Below are 19,845 nucleotides of genomic sequence, written 5' to 3'. Positions count from 1 at the left end.
GCCTCCATCGCTTCCGGTTCAGATCGGATAATGCAGCGGCCCGTCCTGCAGCGTGACCCAGCGTAATTCGGTGAATTCCGCAATGCCTGCCGTGCCGCCGAAGCGGCCGTAACCGGAGGCCTTGACCCCGCCGAAGGGCATCTGCGCCTCATCGTGAACAGTCGGCCCGTTGATGTGGCAAATGCCGCTTTCGATCCGCGCGGCAATGGCAAGCGCCCGCGCCTGGTCCCTGCCGAAAATCGCGGCGGAAAGACCGAACTCTGTTTCATTGGCGATGCTTACCGCCTCATCGACGCTGCCGGCCCTGATGATTGAAACGACCGGACCGAAACTTTCCTCGGAATAGAGCCGCATGGCGGGAGTGACGCCATCGATGGCGATCGCATCAAGCATGGTGCCGGTGCCGCCGCCGCCCGCGACCAACTTTGCGCCCTTGGATACGGCGTCGTCCACCAGCGCCCTTATGCGTGACGTCGCTTCGGCGCTGACCAGCGAGCCAAGCGGTGTTTTGCCCTCGCGTGGGTCTCCGGCCGTGAGGCTGGACGCTTTTTTGGCGAAGGCCTCCACGAATGTATCGGCAACGCTATCAAGCACGATGATGCGCTCTGTCGACATGCAGATCTGGCCCTGGTTCATGTAGGCGCCGAAAGCGGCAGCCGCGACCGCCGCATCGATGTCGGCATCGTCAAGCACGATGAACGGCGCCTTGCCGCCCAGCTCCAGCAGAGCGGGTTTCAGGTAACGGCCGGCCGTTTCGGCAATCACACGGCCAACGCGGGTCGAGCCGGTGAAGTTCACCCGTCTAACGGCGGGGTGCGCGATCAGCGTATCGACGATCTTTGCCGCATCTTCCGGCGCATTGGAGACGGCGTTGAGCACGCCCTTCGGCAGACCTGCCGATGCCACCGCTTCGATGATCAGCGCATGGGTGCGCGGGCAAAGCTCCGAGGTTTTCATCACCACCGTATTGCCGCAGGCGAGCGGCGTGGCGATGGAGCGAATGCCAAGAATGACCGGCGCATTCCACGGCGCGATGGACAGCACAACGCCCGCCGGCTGGCGCAGCGCCATCGCCATGGTGCCGGGACGGTTGGAGGGAATGATCTCTCCCTTGATCTGGGTCGTCAGGCTCGCCGCCTCCACCAGCATGTCGCTTGCCAGTTTGACGTTGAAACCGGCCCAGGCATCGGTTGCGCCGATTTCTTCCTTCATTGCCTGGGTAATATCAGTGCCGGCGGCGAGAAGCGCCTGCGCGGCAGCCAGAAGCAGGCCGCGTCGTTCACCGGGCGGCGTTGCCGACCAGACCGGGAAAGCGGCGGCCGCGGCATCGGCCGCACGCGTGGCGTCCTCCACCGTTGCCGCCGCAGCACTCGTCGCAACGTCGCCGGTGATCGGATTGTGACGCTCGAAGCGCTTTCCGCTCGCGGCCTGGCAATGGTCGCCGCCGATGAAAAGATTGACAGTCTGCATGGTCTTCCTCCTGAACTCACACAATAGCGGCGGTGGTGCCGCCAAGAAATGCCCGTTGCACGGCGGGATCGGCGGACAGGGCCTCAGCCGTGCCTGCCCCGACGATACGCCCCGCTTCCAGCAAATAACCCCGGTCGGCCAGCGCCAGGCTTTCGCGCACATTCTGCTCCACGAGCAGAATGGAAAGGCCGGTCTTCTTGATCTCGGCCAGACCGGCAAAAAGTTCCTGCGTGACGATGGGCGCAAGACCCAGGCTTGGCTCGTCCAGCAACAGATAATCCGGCGCCGACATCAGCGCCCGCCCGATGGCGACCATCTGCTGTTCGCCGCCGGACATGGTGCCGGCAAGCTGCTGCCGGCGTTCGGCGAGACGCGGAAACAGCGAGAAAATATTCTCCTGTGTCACTTTCTCTGCTGAACGGGCATGGCGGGGATTAGCGCCGAGGCGAAGATTATCCTCGACCGTCAGCGCCGGGAAAATTCCGCGTCCTTCTGGCACCAGCGCCACGCCGCAGTCCACGATCCGATGGGGAGGAACAGCGGCAAGCGACGCCCCGTCGACGCGCACTTCGCCGGATGCCGGCACAACCATGCCGCCGACAGCTTTCAGCAGCGACGACTTGCCGGCGCCATTGGCGCCAAGCAGAACCACTGTTTCGCCCTTCGCAAGATTGAGCGATATGCCATCAACAGCGAGATGTTTGCCGTAGCGGATTGTTAGCGCATCTATTTCAAGCATGTGGCGCTCCCAGATAGGCGGAGATGACCTGCGGATCATCAAGTACCGCTGCCGTCGGCCCGTCGGCGATCTTGCGGCCGGCCGCCATGACCACGGAGCGCGGGCAAAGAGCGCGCACGGCCGCCATGATATGCTCCACCAGCAGAATCGTCGTTCCTTCCGATGCCAGCCGCCGGATCAGCGCGATCCCCTCCTGCAGCTCCGTGGGGTTGAGGCCTGCGAGCCATTCGTCAAGAAGCAGAAGCTTCGGTTCGCCCGCAAGCGCACGCGCCAGTTCGAGGCGCTTCTGATCGATATAGGTGAGATCGCCGGCCGGCATGACTTCCCGCCCGGCGAGCCCTATTCTTTCCAGACAGGTGCGCGCGACCTTCTCCGCCGCGGGGCGGGACAACCGCTGCGGCCCGAACATGGCCGAAACCGCGACATTGTCCAGTAGGGAAAGCGAAGGCAAAAGCCGCACGAGCTGAAAGGTGCGCGCCACGCCTGCGCGCGCAATCGCATCCGGCCGCCGGCCGGCAATCTCCTGCCCTTGCAGCCGGATCGATCCCTCCGTCGGCCTTAGCGCGCCCGAGATCAGGTTCATCAGCGTCGTCTTTCCGGAACCGTTCGGCCCGAGCAGCCCCACGACCTCGCCGGCCTTGATAGTCAGGCCCAGACCATCCACTGCCTTCAGCCCGCCGAAGGTCTTGCGGATATCAGCAATTTCGAGAACGGTGCTCATGCCGTCTTCTCCTTTTTGCGCAACTTGTCCAGCGCCGCCAGCACGCCATCTGGCAGCACAAAGACGATGAGGATGAAGAGAGCGCCGAGAATGATGGAAAAATGGTTGGGGAAATTAGCGCCCAGCCATTCGAACAGCAGGAATAGCGGCACTGCACCGAGGATGGGTCCCCAGCGGCGCGAGGCTCCGCCAAGCAAGGCCATGATGACGGTGAGGAACGAGACTTGCGGATTAAAGACGATGGCCGGCTCGATATAGACCCAGCGTGGGGCCTGGATGGCGCCAACAAGCGTGATGATGGTGGCAGACAGCACGAAGAGCGTCAGCTTGGTGCGGGCAAGACTAATTCCTGCATGGGCGGCCACCACCTCATCATCGCCGATTGCCTTCAGCGCCAGGCCGAGCTTGCTGCGGTCGATGAGCGTCGACAGGGCAAGAGTAACGGCGGCCAGCGCTAGCAATTGCCAGAGGACATGCTGGGGCTCCAGCGGCAGGAAGATATAGCGCCCGAGCGTTCCGGTCACATTCACTTCATACCAAGTGATGAGCTGGCGGATCAGTTCGGCGAGGCCAAAGGAAAAGATCACGAAATAAATGCCAGCGACGCGCAGCGTGGAAAGCCCGACGACGAAGGCAAGCGCGGCGCCGACGAGGGCGGAGCACAGCAGGACGAGCGGCCATGGCAAAACCTCGCTCAGCACCGCGACCGTGTAGGCCCCGACACCGAAGAAGGCGACGGTGGCGAGCGATATATAGCGGGTCGGACCGGAGAACATGGCCCATGCGGAAGCAAGCGTGGCATAACCTAGAAGGCCGATGATGACACCGACACCATAGGCATCGAAGAAGAAGGGAGAAAGCGCCAGCAGCGCGGCTGCGGCGAGGCCGATCACAAGCGGAATCATTTGCCCCTCCTTGCGAAGATGCCTTCCGGACGCCAGAGCAGGACCACGAGGAAGAGCAGATAGGTGGCGGCAAGTGTGAGGCCGGGATCAACATAAACCAGCACAAAGGTTTCCACGAGGCCGAGCAGCAGGCCGGCGACCAGCGCTCCGAGCAGATTGCCGACACCGCCCATGATGACGACGACAAGCGCCTTCATGGTGAAGACCACGCCATAGGAAGCGGAGAAGGTCTGGTACATCGAGATCATCACCCCGCCGGCCACGGCGAGTGCGCCGCCGAGAGCAAAGCCGACGGAAGCCACGCGGTTCACATCGATACCGACCAACGGCGCGGAACGGGGCGACTGCGCCACCGCCCGCAGGTTAAGACCCCAGCGGCTGTGGGTGAGCACCAGATAAAGCCCACCGCCAATCAGGACCGACAAGCCGAAAGACAGAAGCCGGTTCATTGCCACCGTCGTACCGAAGATATCGACGCCATCGGCGAGATAGGAATAGGAATGGTAATTGCCACCGAACGCCACGAGCATGATGCCCTGGACAACGAAGAGCAGTCCGAAGGTTGCCAGAATGGAATCGACTTCCAGACGGCTAGAGCCGCCCGAACGGCGCACCAGCGGCCGCATCATGACGCGGTAGATCGCGAAAGAAAGGCCGTAACCGAGCGGTACGATGATGAAAAGCGACCAGAGCGGCGACAGCCCGTAACCGGAAAACAGAACGAAGGTGATGAAGGCCGCCGCGATCAGCACTTCGCCATAAGCGAGGTTCATGATGCGAGCGATGCCATATTGCAGCGAAAGTCCAAGCGCGATCAGCGCATAGGTCCCTCCCAGCATCAAGCCGAAGATGAGGGTGGATAAGAACAAGGAAATGTCTCCAGTCTGGAACATGGCCGAAGCCTTCCGGCCGGGTTTACGGCCCGGCCGGAAAGGGCTTACCATTGCGGCTTCGGGACAACGGGCTTGGCCGCACCGGGACGATCCGCAGGTGCAATCGCCACGAAACGCTCGCCCTGCCATTGCCCCGCCCACCACAGCTGACGAAGCTGGTTGTCTTCAAGTTTGACCGGGCCGATAACGGTGTCGAAGCTTCCCGTCGAAAGCTCGCCTGCCACCGCTGCCCTGTCGAGCCCGACACGCTGGATTGACTGGGCCAGCATTTCGAGGCTCGCATAGGTGATGGCGCTTGCCCAGCTGTCCGGCTTGGTGCCGATGAAAGCTTCGTGACGCTTGAAATAATCCTCGATCCTGTCGCTGCTGCCATCGACGCCGCCGATGCTGATGACGCCTTCCTGCTTGCCATCGGAAACCTTCGGGAAAATCGGGAAAGCACCGCCGACACCGACGTAGAACACCTTCGGATTATATCGTGCAGTCTGCGCCTGCTTCGTTACCGCAAAACTGTCCGGCGGGTAGGAGAAGGCGATGAAACTGTCCGCACCGCTTGCTGCGGCCTCGTTAACAAGCGCGGCAAAATCGGAAGTACCGACTGGATAGGACTTGTCATAAGCAAGCGTAAAACCTGCTTCCTTCAGCGCAGGTCGCGCGGCCTTTATCAGATCGATGCCGAAGCCGTCCGCGACAGATATCACGGCCACCTTGTCATTGATCTGGCCTGCTTCGCGGGCGGCTTTCAAAACGTCGGCCAGTGCATTGGCATAGTCGTGACCACCGCCCAGCATCCAGAAGCTCTTCTTCCAGCGCGCGGCGAAATCGGGGGCCTTGTCGGTGACGCCGGTGACCGCGAGCTGCGGATAACCGAAACGGTCATAGAGCGGCGCAACCGCCAGATTAAATCCCGTGCCCCAGGGCGGCAGGATGAAATCCACCTTGTCCTGGCTGGCCAGCCGCTCGGTGAACCGCACCGCGTCCTCGGCCGAGGAACGGTCGTCATATTCGACCACGTCAATTGGCAAGCGCTTGCCATCCGGCAGCGTCAGGCCGCCGGCATCGTTGACCTCTTTCACCCATAATTTGTAGTTCGGGATGGTAGTGATGCCCGCGCCGGTGGCGTTGGCGCCGCTTTTTGACACGGCATAACCAATCTTCACAGAAGTGCGGTCCTGCGCACTGGCATGACTAAATGACATTGCCGACAGAGCAGCACCGGACAGCAGGCAGAACAGCGTTCTGCGCTTCAAATTGTTCATGATGTTCCTCCCAAAGCGCTCGATCGGGCAGCCCTTCTCCTCAAGGCTCCCCACGCGCTGATCGAAGTTTAGCAATGACAGTCGCATATAAAATGCACTAGTGTGGTACATTATTGCACTTTTGGAGGTTGAATGCCGCTGCACAGCCAGTTTGCCGCCAATCGAGTGGAGATCACGGCACGCTCCTTCGCCTCCTCGCTGCGCGTATCGGAGTTTCGGCTCGAATCAGACAGCGCCCACCTGCTTTTCCTATCTGTCGGGGAAGCGGAGATCACGCAGGGCGAAAAGAGGCTGGATGCCCCTTCGCCGGGGCTCGTCTGGCTGCCCATAGGGCCAGCAGGCCGCGTGAGACTGAGCGCCGGAAGCCGCGGATCGTTGCTGACGACAACCGAAATCGGGCTGGCTCACGCGATGCCGACGGGCACGAGCGCAAGCGCCGTACGCGCGATACTGCAGCGAATTCTGATGCAGATTCCCGAAGAAAGGGACCGGCAGGAATTGGCGGGGTATCTCCAGACAATCGCGAGCGAAAATGTCCGCGCAGCGACCGGTTCCGACACGATCATCGCCAGCCTGCTCTGCGTCACCCTTGTCCGCATCCGCCAGCACGCCATCGCCGATGTTGCAGCCGCCGTCTCCACCCCGGGCGGTCTTACCGAACGTTTTGTCCTTCTGGTGAGCCAGCACAAGCACGATCAATGGGCCGTAGACGATTATGCACACCACCTCGGCGTCACCCGCGAGCGACTGGGATTCGCGGTTCGCAAGGCCACTGGGCTTTCGCCACAGGCCTACATTCACCGGGAACTCCTGTCAGAGGCGCGCGACCTTCTTGTGAACTCTTCGCTGCAAGTCGCTGAAATCGCGTTTCGATTGGGGTTTCAGGACCCTGGCTACTTCAATCGCTTCTTCACCCGCAACGAGGGAACCTCGCCTGGCCGCTTCAGAAGAACGGTAAGGCAGATGCAGAACATGCCGCCGCCATCCTATGCGGCCTGGCCGTGACGGGACAGGAGGCTGACAACTACGCGGCTTCCAGTTCCTTGATATTTGCAAGGTCCGTTTCCAGCCTCGCTGCAGCCGCCTTAATGTCAAAGGCGTTCTGCAAGTTCAGCCAATATTCCGGGGTGGTCTTGAAAAATTTTGCCAGGCGCAAGGCGGTGTCGGCAGTGATACCGAGTTTCTCTCCCGCAATCCGTTCTATACGGGTGCGCGGAATATTGAGGTGCCTTGCAAGAGCGTAAGCCGACATCCCCAGCGGCTCAAGATAAAGTTCCCGCAGGATTTCGCCCGGATGGATTGGAGGCGATTTACTGATTGTCATGCTCGCTGGCCCTCCTTGGCCGATTTATCATGAGCCTCTCCACGAGAATAACCGCCTAGTGATAGTCGGTTATTTCCACGCTTTCCGGCCCTGCGTCCTTCCAGACGAAACAGATGCGCCACTGCTTGTTGATCCGGATCGAATATTGGCCCTCACGATCGCCGGACAGCTTTTCCAAACGATTGCCGGGCGGTGAGCGAAGGTCTTCTACCTTGGTCGCTGCATCCAGGATCGTGAGCAGCTGCTGGGCGCGGCGTACCAGGTCGGCGGGAAAGCCCTTCTTCACAGATCCGTCGTCAATCGATGCGGTCAGCTTGTTTTTAAAAGAACGGATCATTGCTGGCCTCGTGATGCTGGTATCATAAACAGATACGCACAGAAGTCAACAGAACCGTATCTTAAAGAGATACGCCTACTGCCACCCGCGCCACCGTCCGATGCCGCCCGATCGGCAGCATCATCGGCTTGCCAGAGGTCGGATCTTCGATAACCCGGCTTTCGATGCCGAAAACGTGGCGGACATTCTCCTCCGTCAACACTTCCTCCGGCGTTCCGAAGACATGCAGTTTTCCGTCCCTCATGGCGACGAGATAATCGGCGTAACGGGCTGCGAGATTGAGATCGTGCAGCACCATGACGATGGTGGTCTCGCGGGCGTGGTTGAGGTCGGTCAGAAGGTCCAGCACCTCGACCTGGTGGCTGATATCGAGGAAGGTGGTCGGTTCATCCAGCAGCAATATGTCTGTCTGCTGGGCGAGCGCCATGGCGATCCAGACGCGTTGCCGCTGGCCGCCGGAAAGCTCGTCCACCGGCCGCTCGGCCAGTTCCACCGTATCCGTGGCGGCAAGGGCTGCGGCGACGGCCTCATCGTCCTGCCGCGACCAGCGGGCGAACAGGCCGTGATGCGGGTGCCGGCCACGGCTGACGAGATCGGCAACCACGATACCTTCAGGCGCTATCGGCGATTGCGGCAATAGGCCCATGCGCCGTGCGAGGTCGCGCGAGGGAAGACGATGGATCGATTTCCCATCAAGCAGAACCTGACCGGCGCGCGGCGCAATGAGCCGCGACATGCTGCGCAGCAGAGTGGACTTGCCGCAGGCATTGGCGCCGACGATCACGGTGATGCTCCCGCGCGGAACGGTGAGATCCAGCCCGTCGATGATGAGGTTTTCGCCGTAGCCGGCCGACAGGCCGTTCACGGAAAGGGAGTGGCCGGTCATAACGAGCCTCCGCTGCGGTTGACCCGCACGATAAGGTAAATCAGATAGGGCGCACCGAGCGCGCCGGTAACGACGCCGACCGGATAGCGGCCCGGCAACAGGAACTGGCCACAATAATCGCCCACCAGCACCAGCGCCGCCCCAACCAGCGCCGCAGGAAGGAGCAGCGATCCATTGCTGCCAACGATACGCGCTGCAATTGGTCCAGACAGGAACGCAACGAAGGCGATCGGCCCCGAGACGGCCGTAGCAAAGGCGATCATGCCAACGGCTGCGACGATGACGATGATGCGTGTCGCTCCCACCCGAACGCCGAGTGCTGCGGCGGCATCATCACCGAGCCTGAGCGTCTCGAGATCCCGCGCACGGCTGAGAAGCAGGCCGCCGAAGAAAACCAGCGCGATCGTAAGCGGCAGTGCCTGGGCAAGTTTGGCGCCGTTGACGCTGCCGGTCAGCCAGCGCATCGCCTCTTGCAACGTCCATGCCGGCGCGACGGAGAGGATATAGGCGATGAAGCTTTCCAGCATCGCTGAAACGCCGATGCCGACAAGGATCAGCCGCGTTCCGGCCACGCCGTTGCGGAAGGACAGGAGATAGACGAGGAGCGCGACGCCAAGACCGGCCGCGACGGCGAAGACCGAGACCAGCGGCCCGTTCATCTGCAGGACGACGATGGCGAAAACGGCTGCCGCGCTCGCCCCTGAACTGATGCCGATAATATCGGGGCTGGCGAGCGGGTTGCGCAGCATGATCTGAAAGGCGACGCCGCCAAGCCCAAAGCTCAAGCCTGCCAGAATGGAAAGCAGCGCACGCGGCAGGCGCAACTGCCCGACGGTGAAGGTGACGCCGGCAAGGTCCTCCCCCAACAGAACGCGAATGACATCGCCGGGCGGCGTGAAGGATTGCCCGAGCATCAGCGTTGTTGCGAAAGCGGCGACCAGAAGCGCCGACAGGACAGCGATGACACGGCGACGCCGGCGCTGAAGGGCATGGCGATTGAAGACGAGATTTTCGATGACGGGAGCGTAGATGGTCACAATTCACGCACCCTCTGGCGTCTGACAATCCAGATGAAGAAAGGCGCGCCGACAAGGGCGGTGACAATGCCGACATCGAGTTCGGACGGCCGCGCCACGATGCGCCCGACAATATCGCCGGCAAGCAGCAGGCACGCCCCGCCAAGCGCCGAGAACGGCAGCAGCCAGCGATTGTCCACACCGACGAGCAGACGGCAGAGATGCGGCACCACCAGCCCGACAAAACCGATCGGCCCGCAAATCGCGGTGGCCGCACCGCAGAGCAGAATGGCGCCGAAGGAGGCCACGGCTCGGGCCATCGCAACATTCTCGCCAAGACCGGCCGCGAGTTCATCTCCGAGCGCCAGAGAATTCAGCTTGCGCGCCGAAAGCAGGCTGATGATGAAGCCGGCGGCCAGAAAGGGCAGCACCGTCTCGATGCGCTCGAAAGTCGCCCCGCCGACGCCGCCGATCTGCCAGGAGCGGATGCCGCCGGCAATATCGCTGCGCGGCAGAACGACGGCGATGACGAGTGAGGAAAAGGCGACGGAGGTGGCGGCGCCCGCAAGTGCGAGTTTCAGCGGGGTCGCCCCGCCTCGGCCGAGCGAACCGACAACATAAACGAAAACCGCCGATACCCCCGCCCCCGCAATTGCGACCATGATGAAGGCATGAGCCGAGGCGATGCCGAACCAGACGATGCCGATGACGACGGCGAGCGACGCCCCCATGTTCACACCGAGAAGACCGGGATCGGCAAGCGGATTGCGCGTGACACCCTGCATGATGGCACCGGCCAGCCCGAGTGCCGCCCCGGAAAGCATGGCAAGCAGCGTGCGCGGCAAACGCACGGCAACCGCTGCCTCGGCAACCGTATCGACGCGGCCGCTGAGCCCACCAACAATATCCGTAAATGAGACGTCACGCGTGCCGATGGCGACGGACAGCGCACAAAGCAGCGAGAGAAGCGCCAGCACCGCGCCAAGCCATGCCGATCGCACGCTGTTGGAACGGCCGGCTAGCAGCACGGCCGTCGCTTTGCCGGATCCAGACATCGTCACTGCGATTTCCCGGAGGATTTATCCGCAGCCTTTGCCAGAAGATCGGCATAGTCCTTCAACACCCACGAAATCGACAGAGGTGTGGGATTGGAGGCGGTGCCGAGCGGATCGCGCCCCAGCATGACGACAGCATCGTTTGAGACGGCGGGCATCCGGGCGAGAAGCGGATCGGCGCGCATGGCATTGAGCAGCGGCTCGCTACCATAGGTCACGATGATATCGACATCGTCAAAGGCATCGACGCGCTCGGCGCTGATACCGGCAGCGAATTGCCCTGGCCTTGTTGCTTCCGCGACGCTTTTGGGTGACGCAAGGCCAAGATCCTCGAAGAATTTCACCCTCGTATCATTGGCAGTATAGAAATTGACGACGCTGAGATTGGTAGCGTCGAGATGGGTGACAAACATGGCCGACTTGCCCTTCAGTTGCGGGTGGCCCGCAACGACCTCGGCTATTTCGCCCTCGATGCGCTTGATGAGCGCCTCCCCTTCTGCGGCCATTCCAAGACCGGCGCTATTCAGCCGGATCATGTCGCGCCAGTCCGTCGCCCACGGCGAGACAGGATAAGCGACCACCGGCGCGATCTGACTGAGCGTGTCGTAGTCGGACTGGCTGAGGCCGGAATAGGCCGCGAGGATGACGTCCGGCTGCGTTGCCGCCACAGCCTCGAAATCGATGCCGTCACCCTCATCGAACAGCACAGGCTTTGGCGCATCGAGCTCGGATAGCCGCTTCGCCACCCAAGGCAGCAGCCCGTCGCCGTCATCATCGCCGAAGTTGGCGGCGGCAAAACCGACGGGCACGATGCCGAGCGCCAGCGGCACCTCATGGTTGGCCCAGGCAACGGTGGCGACCCGCTCGGGCTTCTTCGCAATCGTCGTCGTGCCGAACGCGTGTTTGATGATGACGGGATAGGGTGCCGTCTCCTCCGCCACAGCGATATTCTGTGCGATTACGGACAGAAAAAACACGAAGACCGGTAGAAGACCACAAAACAGGCGGGGCATGAGCGAGGCTTTCAAAGTTCAAAAGTGGACTTGAATTCTCAGCTTCAATTGCCCCCGTCAAGTCTGAGAAGTAAATGCTGCCGCAACGGCGGTGAAATTTCCGGGGTTTTGTACAAAACCGCAAAAATCTACAATACCGGACAAACTTTCTCAAGTTATTGGGCGCATCGAGAGTGGTCCGTGAAAACGGCGATCGGGGCATTAATTTCTGGAACCTACCAATGAATATCGACATCCAAGGCAGAAACCGCAAAACCGCGCGACATCTCCACGGGAAAGCGGCCCTGCTTGCCTGCACGGCGCTTGCCGCATCCATGCCCGGCCTTCTCATGGCGCAGGAGGCTGCCAACAAAGGCGGCAGCACGGTTCTGGAGACCATCACCATCGACAGCGGTGACAATGATCAGAAATCTATCGTCGCCAATCGCACGACGAGCGGCAGCAAGATGGCGACCGATATTCTCGACACACCTGCCTCTGTCTCTGTCATCACCGCCAAGGAAATGCAGCAGCGCGGCGTGCAGACGGTAGAAGAAGCACTGCAATATACCGCCGGCGTCACCACGGATTTTTACGGCTCCGACGACCGTTTCGACTATTTCAAGATTCGCGGCTTCGACGCTTACATGTACCGCGACGGCCTCACGCTCGGCCGCCCCTTCGGCGCGCTGCGCGAAGAAACCTATGCCTATGAGCGCGTCGAAGTCTTAAAGGGCGGCAACTCCACGACCTTCGGTGTTTCGGACCCCGGCGGTTCGGTAAATTACTCCACAAAAGTGCCGAAACATGCGCGTTTCGGCGAAGCCTATGTGACCGGCGGTTCTTATGGCCGCGCCGAGACCGGCTTCGATTTCGGCGACAACATCACCGGCGACGACACTCTGTCCTATCGTCTGACCGGCAAGCTTCGCAACGCCGATGCGGAATATGACTATTCCCGCGACGATGAGAAATTCTTCATGGGCGGCCTTACCTGGCGTCCGACCGACGCCACCAGCCTCACTGTCGTTTACGACCATCTTAACAAGGATGGCGTTCCCGGTGGCGGCGGCCATCCCGTCGGCTCGCATTTCGATCGGAGCCGCTTCTTCGGCGAACCCGACTACAATTATCGCGGCACGAACCGCAACTCGCTGAGCGTCATGTTCGACCACGATTTCGGATCCGGTCTGACGCTGAGTTCCAACGCCCGCTACAGCAAGGCGAATACGGACTTCGGTTATGCCTATATCTCATCGACGCCGACTAACGGTTCGACCATCGCCAATCGTTCATATTTCGGTAACGACACCGAGACCGAAAACTTCCTGATCGACACGCGCCTGCAATATGACACGCGGTTCGACAACGTCGAAAGCCGCAGCCTGGTCGGTGTTTTCTATAATGACTACACCTCCGGCAGCAAAAGCTACTTTGGCGCTGCACCGAGCATCAACTGGATGAACCCGATCTATACCGGCGCGCCCTCTTCCGTGCCGCTCTATGCGGACTCCCTGACTGACCAGAAGACGAGAGCGCTCTATCTGCAGCAGGACCTAACCTTCTTCGACAGGCTCACCATCAGCGCCGGGCTTAGAAACGACTGGATCGACACCGACCAGACAAACCGGCTGAACCGCACGACGGCGAGCGGCGACATCAGCGAACTCACGAAGCGCATCGGTGTGTCCTATAAGATAACCAACGAGATCGCGCCCTATATCAGCTATGCTGAATCGGTTGTGCCCGCATCCGGTCTCACCGTCGAGCCGGAGCGTGGCGAACAGATCGAACTCGGCGTGAAGTACCGGCCGGACGCTTTTCCGGCACTCTTCACCGCCTCGATCTACGATCTGAAAAAGAACAACATCACCGTCACAAGCCCGATTACCAGCCTGCCCACAACGATCGGCGAGGTGCGTGTGCGTGGTCTTGACCTCGAGGCCAAGGCTGAGGTCACAGACAATTTCAGTCTGACGGCAGCCTATTCCTATCTCGATGCGGAAATCACCGAAAACGGCACCGGCGGCAATGTCGGCAACAGGCCGCAATTTGTGCCCGAACATCAGGCCTCACTATGGGTCAACTATACGCTTGCGGGCAACGACCATTTCGGTGACATGACCTTCGGTCTCGGCGGCCGCTATACCGGCGCCTATTATTTCGACAACGCCAACAAGGTCGAAACCGGAAGCAGTGTGACCGTGGATGCGGCATTCAGCTACAAGATCCAGGAGACCGCCTCGCTGGATGTAAATGTCTCCAACCTCTTTAACGAGAAGCACGTTTCTTATGGCGGGTTCGGGGCAGACTTCTACAATCCAGGCAGGGCGTTTTCGGTCACCCTGCGCAAGACATGGTGATATAAGATATCCATAATATTTCAATATATTGTGGATATCCCCTTGTGCAGAACATCATGCTCTTCTTGTTTTGAGTTTCAAACAGGCCGACGCTTGCCACCGCCTACGCACCAGGGCGCAAATCTCGTCTTTTCAAAGCAGCCTGTGCAGACGTCGCCAGGCAGCAGGCGTGTTACCAACGGACTGACGGAAAGCCTTGGTGAGATGAGCCTGATCGGAAAAACCAAGCTGGGCAGCAATATCGGCCACCGTCAGATCGCCTTCCAGTAGAAGTTTCTGTGCGGCATCGATACGCCGCTCAAGTTGCCATTGCAGGGGCGTTTTGCCGGTTGTCTGGCGAAACACCGTGGCGAACCAGCTTTCCGACAGCCCGACAATATCGGCCATCTCGGCGACCGTCATGCGGCCATCACCGCGCTTTTCCACGCGGGCGAGCAACCGGTTCATCTGCGCCTGCGTCAACCTGCCATTGGCCTGCTCGGGCGTTGATCCGGGAATATCCAGCAAGCCGGCAACAATACTGCCGACGAGGCTTTCGGCATAGAGCGGATGTTTCTGCGGCTTGGCCAGTTCATCGACCAGCAGACCAGCCAGGGTTTCCACCGCGCCGATATCCTGCATCTCGACAGGACGGCGCAACGCGGTCATGGCTGCCGAACCGCCGACCGCCGGGGACAGGAAGCGGAGAAGCCGGTCCTTGTGGATATGCAGGTTAAGATGGGAAAAACGATGCGTGGCGTTGCTGCCCGTCCACATGGGAACGCCCGCCGGCACATACACCGCCCGCGTCATCGGCCGCGAATGTTGCGAAAGCTCGCCGTCGCGATTTGACATGCGGATTCGCGACGAGACGTCGTTGAAGAAAATCATGATGCGTGGATCGGCGGCGAGATAATACCCCTTCGCCCCCACCTGGCTCTCCGCCTCCCAGAAAGCGCTGACCAGCCCGTCGAACTGGCGCCACTTGACCGGCGCGGTGACACTGATCCCTTCCGTGTGCCAGGTCATGGAATGCCAGAAACTCAATGCAATTACCGTCCGGTTGTCGAGCCGAGGCCGAGGCGTGGAAACAAACGTGGCACAGGGCAATCGTGGCGATCATCCTGCACGCCGCCATAACATGACTTATCTATTCATGTTAATAGCAGAAATCATTATGAATAGAAACATTCTCCCCCTGAAAAGGCTGGAACCTCTGACCGGGACGACCGTTGAATTACTGATAGCAACCTAGCGAGGGAGATTATTCATGGACCGCAACAAGGAACCCGGCGACTTCGCAGAGAAGAAGCGCGACGAACAGGGCCGCGGCGTCATCGTCGCCGGACCGGATGCCCACGAAAATGAAAAGAGCGGCAGAACCCCGTCGCAAGGGGCGGAGAAATCATCACCGGAGCGACCGGTTCCGTCTTCCGACCGTCGGTGAGCGGCCGCCTCGTCCCGCATATTTGCGCAACGGGCGTAAGGGCGTCGGGACAACCTATGACAACTCGAAAACAAAAGCGCCTCCCCGACCGCTCGGGGAGGCGCTTTTTACTGGCAAACAGCTTTCGTTACAGAAGATCGAAACGATCGGCGTTCATCACTTTCGTCCAAGCGGCGATGAAGTCGCGGACGAATTTTTCCCTGTTGTCGTCCTGGGCGTAGACTTCCGCATAGGCACGCAGGATCGAGTTCGAGCCGATCACGAGATCGACACGAGTGGCGGTGTATCTTGCCACGCCAGTCCTGCGGTCACGGATCTCATAAAGATTGTTGCCGGTAGGCACCCAGGAATAGGCCATATCCGTCAGCGTCGTGAAGAAGTCGGTCGTCAGGGCGCCGGGCTTGTCAGTGAACACGCCATGTGCCGCACCGCCGTAATTGGCGCCGATGACGCGAAGGCCGCCGATAAGCACAGTCAGTTCCGGCGCAGTAAGGCCGAGAAGCTGGGCGCGGTCCAGCAGCAGTTCCTCAGGGCTGACGACATAGTCTTTCTTGATCCAGTTGCGGAAACCATCCGCGAGCGGTTCAAGCGGAGCGAAGCTGTCGGCATCAGTCTGCTCGGCGGAAGCGTCGCCGCGGCCCGGTGCAAACGGCACGGCGATATCGAAGCCGGCCGCTTTCGCGGCCTGTTCCACCCCGTAATTGCCGGCCAGAACAATGACATCCGCGATGCTCGCACCGGTTTCACGGGCAATCGGCTCGAGAACCGAAAGCACGTGGGAAAGACGGGCGGGCTCGTTGCCTTCCCAGTCCTTCTGCGGAGCAAGGCGGATACGTGCGCCATTGGCGCCGCCGCGCTTGTCCGAACCGCGGAAGGTGCGGGCACTGTCCCAGGCGGTGGCAACCAGATCTGCGAGCGGAAGGCCGGAAGCGGCGATCTTAGCCTGGACAGCAGCCACATTGTAGCTCGTGGAGCCTTCAGGCACCGGGTCCTGCCAAATCAGGTCTTCTGCGGGAACGTCTGGCCCGAAATAACGGGATTTCGGCCCCATGTCACGGTGCGTCAGCTTGAACCAGGCGCGGGCGAAGACTTCGGAGAAATGGTCCTGATCGTCCTTGAACTTCAGCGAAATCTCACGATAGATCGGATCGACCTTCAGTGCCATGTCGGCATCGGTCATCATCGGGATGGTACGGATCGAGGCATCCTCGACGTCGACAGGCTTATCTTCCTCGGCGATTGCGATCGGTGCCCATTGCGACGCGCCAGCCGGGCTGTGCGTCAAGGTCCATTCATGCTTGAAGAGCATGTCGAAGAAGCCGTTGTCCCACTTGGTCGGATGGCTCGTCCACGCGCCTTCGATACCCGACACCACCGTGTCACGGCCAATACCGCGGCCCTTGGTGTTGATCCAGCCAAGACCCTGATACTCGGGCCCCGCAGCTTCCGGATCGGGGCTGAGGTTGGCAGCGCTGCCATTGCCATGCGACTTGCCGATGGTGTGGCCGCCAGCCGTCAGGGCAACGGTTTCCTCGTCGTCCATCCCCATGCGAGCGAAGGTTTCGCGCATCTGTGCCGCCGTCGCCAGCGGATCGGACTTGCCGTTGACACCTTCCGGGTTAACGTAGATGAGGCCCATCTGCACGGCGGCAAGGGGGTTTTCCAGCGTCTCGGGCTTGCTCACGTCGCCATAGCGGCTATCGCTCGGCGCCAGCCATTCTTTTTCATCACCCCAATAGGTGTCCTTTTCCGGCGCCCAGATGTCTTCACGGCCAAAGGCGAAACCGAAGGTCTTCAGTCCGGCGACGTCATAGGCGATCGTGCCGGCGAGCGCGATGAGGTCGGCCCAGGAAATCTTGTTGCCGTACTTTTTCTTGATCGGCCAAAGCAGGCGGCGGCCCTTGTCGGTGTTGACGTTATCAGGCCAGGAATTGAGAGGCGCAAAACGCTGGTTGCCGGTGTTGGCGCCGCCACGGCCGTCGGTGACACGATAGGAACCTGCCGCGTGCCAGGTAACGCGGGCCATCATGCCGACATAGCTGCCCCAGTCGGCGGGCCACCATTCCTGGCTGTCGGTCATCAGAGCGCGCAAATCGGCCTTGAGAGCTTCAACGTCAAGCGTCTTCAATGCTTCGCGGTAGTTGAAGGAGGTGCCAAGCGGATTGGTCTTGGTGTCGTGCTGATGCAGGATGTCGAGGTTCAGCGCGTTTGGCCACCATTCGGTCACCGATTTGCCAGAGGCCGTATTGCCCCCATGCATGACAGGACACTTGCCAGCCGGTTTTGAAGTTGCGTCCATTTCGCCCTCCGATGGGTTTTGCAATTAAACAAATTATCAGTTCGACATGTGCAGCATTGCGAACCAGAGGCGGCGGCAGGTCAACAAGGACTCTGCTGCGACACTGGTCATCGTTCACAGCTACAGCTTCTTTCTGTCATGAAGATGACTAACAGTCGAGTTCCATAATTTCCAATTGTATATTCTAAAGGCTGCGATATGCTGAGCTTATGATTGCCCTCTCCATGAAACATCTCCGTTATTTCGATGCACTGGCCAAGATTGGTCATTTCGGGCGCGCGGCGGAAACCTGTGCCATCTCCCAGCCTGCACTATCTTTGCAGATCCGGGAACTGGAGGAATTGATCGGTGCGCCGCTCGTCGAACGTGGCAGCCGCCAAATCAGGCTGACGGCGCTTGGTGAGGAATTTGCCGAACGCACCCGCGCCATCCTGCGGTCGGTGGACGAGTTGCAGGATCTGGCGCGCGCGGGGCATGGCCCTCTCAGCGGTCGCCTGCGCATCGGCGTCATTCCCACCGTCGCGCCCTATCTTTTACCACAGGTGATCAAGACGCTGACCCGGCATTATCCCGCACTGGAAACACGTCCGCGCGAGGCGGTGACGCAAAAGCTCATCGAAGACCTTCTCGAAGCCCGGCTCGACATGGCGATCGTCGCGCTGCCCGTTTCGGAACCCGCGCTGGAAGAAGTGCCGCTGTTTTCGGAAGAATTCATTCTGGTGCGGCCGATGGAGGATGCGGGTATGCCGGTGCCGAGCGCCGACAAGCTGGGTGAAATGCGCCTGCTGCTGCTTGAGGAAGGCCATTGCTTCCGCAACCAGGCGCTTTCCTTCTGCAGCACCACGAATGCGCCGCCGCGCGTGCTGATGGAAGGCAGCTCGCTGTCGACACTGGTACAGATGGTTGGTGCGGGTATAGGCGTCACGCTCATTCCGCAGATGGCGGTCGATATGGAAACGCGCCAATCCACCGTGTCGGTGTTCCGTCTGGCGGAGCCTCGGCCGTCCCGCACCATCGGCATCGTCTGGCGCAAGAGCAATCCGCTTTCGGCGCAATTCGCCCATATATCCGAGATCGTGCGCGAATGCGGCGTTCAGAAAATTCAGGGCAGCAACGTCTCCACCAGATAAAGATCAGGTGGACGTGGTGCACAGAGCCGGACTGACGCTTCGAAAAAAGCCTTCTTCATCCGGTTTCGTTTGTCTGAGCCATCCATTCTGGAAACGGGCACCTCGAATCCGAACATGCTCTCTGGCACCGCCAGTCGCTCGTTCCAGAAGGCGTCGATATCCGAAAGCAGCATCCTCTGGCGGCGTCGGCGCCGATGATTTATCGGATGCCGGGCGTGAGAGATCGCCAGAAAGCTCTGAGCACCTTTTTCCAGATAGGCCTGCATGACCATCAAGACGGCCTCCTTCGGCCGCAAGCCGCAAAGATCCCGCGTTACGACCACCATTTCCTGCTTTGCGGCGTGTGGCCCCTGCATTCCACCCACAACGATTGTTCGAACACCTGCCTGGTTTACGAACATGAACTTTGCGGTCCACAATATTGCGTCATCCCGGCATCGAATAAGCTTTATGGCAAAAGCCCCTTCATGCCGGCCTCCGCAACGATCAGCAAGCGCAAGGCTACACCGATAATCGTCGCAACGACCTGATATAACGGACATATCGACGGCTTCCCCTGTCCAGACCGTTTCCATCACGGCCCGCGAAAAGCAATCCCGGGCCAGTTGAAAATTTGCCGTCAAAAGCGCGAAACGTTTTTTATAGGAGAGGTTTGCAACAAGGAATTTCGAGAATGGTTTTTGCAGCAGGTCGTCATGCGGAAGCGCCAGTTGCTCCATTGCCGAGAACCGCACGAGGAACTGCCACCAACGCAGGCTAACCGTAGGATGGGCTACGAAACGCATCCACAAAAGAAAGCTGCGCTTCCAGTGGGCCCGCCGGGTAAACTGTGCAAGCCTTGCCACAAGTGGCATGAAAGATATTTCAGCCTCATGCCCCGCAGGGATGGTGTCCGGGCGAACGGACACCGGATCGACCTCACGAAGATCATGGTCAAGGCTCAACGCAGACGTTTCAGTGCGCCACATTTTGAAACCTGAGAAAATAGAGAGAGGAGCTGGAAGAAGGGAAGGATATCTCGGTAATAGCG

At 60.3% G+C, this 19,845-nt stretch carries 19 protein-coding genes; 4 read left to right on the top strand and 15 right to left on the bottom strand.

Annotation, left to right across the window (positions count from 1 at the left end):
* Positions 1-18: 18 nt before the first annotated feature.
* From ACFVTJ_RS18215 to ACFVTJ_RS18190, 6 genes are all read right to left on the bottom strand, one after another.
* Positions 19-1,470: an aldehyde dehydrogenase gene (locus ACFVTJ_RS18215; protein ID WP_386909760.1), complete on the bottom strand. Its 1,452-nt coding sequence runs from the start codon at positions 1,468-1,470 to the stop codon at positions 19-21.
* 16 nt (positions 1,471-1,486) lie between these two features.
* Positions 1,487-2,209: an ABC transporter ATP-binding protein gene (locus ACFVTJ_RS18210; RefSeq protein ID WP_386909758.1), complete on the bottom strand. Its 723-nt coding sequence runs from the start codon at positions 2,207-2,209 to the stop codon at positions 1,487-1,489.
* Positions 2,202-2,930, bottom strand: a complete 729-nt coding sequence (locus tag ACFVTJ_RS18205) for an ABC transporter ATP-binding protein (RefSeq protein WP_386909756.1) — start codon at positions 2,928-2,930, stop codon at positions 2,202-2,204. Before ACFVTJ_RS18205 ends, ACFVTJ_RS18210 begins: the two co-directional genes overlap by 8 nt.
* Complete coding sequence (locus ACFVTJ_RS18200) at positions 2,927-3,835, bottom strand: branched-chain amino acid ABC transporter permease (RefSeq protein ID WP_386909754.1); 909 nt, start codon at positions 3,833-3,835, stop codon at positions 2,927-2,929. Before ACFVTJ_RS18200 ends, ACFVTJ_RS18205 begins: the two co-directional genes overlap by 4 nt.
* Entirely contained in the window at positions 3,832-4,704 is an 873-nt protein-coding gene (locus ACFVTJ_RS18195; protein WP_386909752.1) for a branched-chain amino acid ABC transporter permease, read from the bottom strand. The genes ACFVTJ_RS18200 and ACFVTJ_RS18195 overlap by 4 nt, the downstream gene beginning before the upstream one ends.
* A 68-nt stretch (positions 4,705-4,772) precedes the next feature.
* Positions 4,773-5,987: an amino acid ABC transporter substrate-binding protein gene (locus tag ACFVTJ_RS18190; RefSeq protein ID WP_386909750.1), complete on the bottom strand. Its 1,215-nt coding sequence runs from the start codon at positions 5,985-5,987 to the stop codon at positions 4,773-4,775.
* Positions 5,988-6,119: 132 nt separating this feature from the next.
* Here ACFVTJ_RS18190 and ACFVTJ_RS18185 point away from each other — a divergent pair, with 132 nt between their 5' ends.
* Positions 6,120-6,992, top strand: a complete 873-nt coding sequence (locus tag ACFVTJ_RS18185) for a helix-turn-helix transcriptional regulator (protein ID WP_386909748.1) — start codon at positions 6,120-6,122, stop codon at positions 6,990-6,992.
* Positions 6,993-7,011: 19 nt separating this feature from the next.
* Here the strand turns inward: ACFVTJ_RS18185 and ACFVTJ_RS18180 are convergent, their stop codons facing one another.
* The 6 genes from ACFVTJ_RS18180 to ACFVTJ_RS18155 form a co-directional block, all read right to left on the bottom strand.
* On the bottom strand, positions 7,012-7,311 hold the full coding sequence (locus ACFVTJ_RS18180; protein WP_386909746.1) for a HigA family addiction module antitoxin: 300 nt from the start codon (positions 7,309-7,311) through the stop codon (positions 7,012-7,014).
* Between the two features lie 55 nt (positions 7,312-7,366).
* Positions 7,367-7,648, bottom strand: coding sequence for a type II toxin-antitoxin system RelE/ParE family toxin (locus tag ACFVTJ_RS18175; RefSeq protein ID WP_386909744.1), 282 nt, complete (start codon positions 7,646-7,648; stop codon positions 7,367-7,369).
* 61 nt (positions 7,649-7,709) lie between these two features.
* Positions 7,710-8,534: an ABC transporter ATP-binding protein gene (locus tag ACFVTJ_RS18170; RefSeq protein ID WP_386909742.1), complete on the bottom strand. Its 825-nt coding sequence runs from the start codon at positions 8,532-8,534 to the stop codon at positions 7,710-7,712.
* Positions 8,531-9,565 carry a FecCD family ABC transporter permease gene (locus ACFVTJ_RS18165; protein ID WP_386910060.1) on the bottom strand — a complete coding sequence of 345 codons (1,035 nt, stop codon included), beginning with the start codon at positions 9,563-9,565 and terminating at the stop codon, positions 8,531-8,533. Before ACFVTJ_RS18165 ends, ACFVTJ_RS18170 begins: the two co-directional genes overlap by 4 nt.
* Positions 9,566-9,567: 2 nt before the next feature.
* Positions 9,568-10,605: a FecCD family ABC transporter permease gene (locus ACFVTJ_RS18160; RefSeq protein WP_386910058.1), complete on the bottom strand. Its 1,038-nt coding sequence runs from the start codon at positions 10,603-10,605 to the stop codon at positions 9,568-9,570.
* A 2-nt stretch (positions 10,606-10,607) separates the two neighbouring features.
* On the bottom strand, positions 10,608-11,618 hold the full coding sequence (locus ACFVTJ_RS18155) for an iron-siderophore ABC transporter substrate-binding protein (protein ID WP_386909740.1): 1,011 nt from the start codon (positions 11,616-11,618) through the stop codon (positions 10,608-10,610).
* 221 nt (positions 11,619-11,839) lie between these two features.
* Between ACFVTJ_RS18155 and ACFVTJ_RS18150 the strand changes: the two genes are divergently transcribed.
* Positions 11,840-13,960 (top strand): TonB-dependent siderophore receptor, encoded by a 2,121-nt coding sequence (locus ACFVTJ_RS18150; RefSeq protein WP_386909738.1) that lies wholly within the window; start codon positions 11,840-11,842, stop codon positions 13,958-13,960.
* A 132-nt stretch (positions 13,961-14,092) separates the two neighbouring features.
* Here ACFVTJ_RS18150 and ACFVTJ_RS18145 read toward each other — a convergent pair whose 3' ends face one another.
* Positions 14,093-14,986 carry a helix-turn-helix domain-containing protein gene (locus tag ACFVTJ_RS18145; RefSeq protein ID WP_386909736.1) on the bottom strand — a complete coding sequence of 298 codons (894 nt, stop codon included), beginning with the start codon at positions 14,984-14,986 and terminating at the stop codon, positions 14,093-14,095.
* Between the two features lie 223 nt (positions 14,987-15,209).
* Between ACFVTJ_RS18145 and ACFVTJ_RS18140 the strand changes: the two genes are divergently transcribed.
* Positions 15,210-15,386 (top strand): hypothetical protein, encoded by a 177-nt coding sequence (locus ACFVTJ_RS18140; RefSeq protein ID WP_386909734.1) that lies wholly within the window; start codon positions 15,210-15,212, stop codon positions 15,384-15,386.
* A 127-nt stretch (positions 15,387-15,513) separates the two neighbouring features.
* Here ACFVTJ_RS18140 and katG read toward each other — a convergent pair whose 3' ends face one another.
* Positions 15,514-17,685: a catalase/peroxidase HPI gene (katG, locus tag ACFVTJ_RS18135; RefSeq protein WP_386909732.1), complete on the bottom strand. Its 2,172-nt coding sequence runs from the start codon at positions 17,683-17,685 to the stop codon at positions 15,514-15,516.
* A 209-nt stretch (positions 17,686-17,894) separates the two neighbouring features.
* Between katG and ACFVTJ_RS18130 the strand changes: the two genes are divergently transcribed.
* Positions 17,895-18,815 (top strand): LysR substrate-binding domain-containing protein, encoded by a 921-nt coding sequence (locus ACFVTJ_RS18130; RefSeq protein ID WP_386909730.1) that lies wholly within the window; start codon positions 17,895-17,897, stop codon positions 18,813-18,815.
* Here ACFVTJ_RS18130 and ACFVTJ_RS18125 read toward each other — a convergent pair.
* Positions 18,788-19,759 carry a DUF535 family protein gene (locus ACFVTJ_RS18125; protein WP_386909729.1) on the bottom strand — a complete coding sequence of 324 codons (972 nt, stop codon included), beginning with the start codon at positions 19,757-19,759 and terminating at the stop codon, positions 18,788-18,790. The genes ACFVTJ_RS18130 and ACFVTJ_RS18125 overlap by 28 nt on opposite strands.
* Positions 19,760-19,845: the final 86 nt, after the last annotated feature.

It is taken from the genome of Agrobacterium sp. NPDC058088, assembly GCF_042885035.1.
In the GTDB taxonomy this organism is placed as follows: domain Bacteria; phylum Pseudomonadota; class Alphaproteobacteria; order Rhizobiales; family Rhizobiaceae; genus Agrobacterium.
Note: the sequence above shows the minus strand (reverse complement) of the source record. Positions and strands in the feature narration are given on the sequence as shown.

Coding starts and splice junctions, on each gene's coding strand:
- ACFVTJ_RS18215 (WP_386909760.1), bottom strand. CDS start 1,470: ATGCAGACTGTCAATCTTTTCATCGGCGGCGACCATTGCCAGGCCGCG.
- ACFVTJ_RS18210 (WP_386909758.1), bottom strand. CDS start 2,209: ATGCTTGAAATAGATGCGCTAACAATCCGCTACGGCAAACATCTCGCT.
- ACFVTJ_RS18205 (WP_386909756.1), bottom strand. CDS start 2,930: ATGAGCACCGTTCTCGAAATTGCTGATATCCGCAAGACCTTCGGCGGG.
- ACFVTJ_RS18200 (WP_386909754.1), bottom strand. CDS start 3,835: ATGATTCCGCTTGTGATCGGCCTCGCCGCAGCCGCGCTGCTGGCGCTT.
- ACFVTJ_RS18190 (WP_386909750.1), bottom strand. CDS start 5,987: ATGAACAATTTGAAGCGCAGAACGCTGTTCTGCCTGCTGTCCGGTGCT.
- ACFVTJ_RS18185 (WP_386909748.1), top strand. CDS start 6,120: ATGCCGCTGCACAGCCAGTTTGCCGCCAATCGAGTGGAGATCACGGCA.
- ACFVTJ_RS18180 (WP_386909746.1), bottom strand. CDS start 7,311: ATGACAATCAGTAAATCGCCTCCAATCCATCCGGGCGAAATCCTGCGG.
- ACFVTJ_RS18175 (WP_386909744.1), bottom strand. CDS start 7,648: ATGATCCGTTCTTTTAAAAACAAGCTGACCGCATCGATTGACGACGGA.
- ACFVTJ_RS18170 (WP_386909742.1), bottom strand. CDS start 8,534: ATGACCGGCCACTCCCTTTCCGTGAACGGCCTGTCGGCCGGCTACGGC.
- ACFVTJ_RS18160 (WP_386910058.1), bottom strand. CDS start 10,605: ATGTCTGGATCCGGCAAAGCGACGGCCGTGCTGCTAGCCGGCCGTTCC.
- ACFVTJ_RS18155 (WP_386909740.1), bottom strand. CDS start 11,618: ATGCCCCGCCTGTTTTGTGGTCTTCTACCGGTCTTCGTGTTTTTTCTG.
- ACFVTJ_RS18150 (WP_386909738.1), top strand. CDS start 11,840: ATGAATATCGACATCCAAGGCAGAAACCGCAAAACCGCGCGACATCTC.
- ACFVTJ_RS18140 (WP_386909734.1), top strand. CDS start 15,210: ATGGACCGCAACAAGGAACCCGGCGACTTCGCAGAGAAGAAGCGCGAC.
- katG (WP_386909732.1), bottom strand. CDS start 17,685: ATGGACGCAACTTCAAAACCGGCTGGCAAGTGTCCTGTCATGCATGGG.
- ACFVTJ_RS18130 (WP_386909730.1), top strand. CDS start 17,895: ATGATTGCCCTCTCCATGAAACATCTCCGTTATTTCGATGCACTGGCC.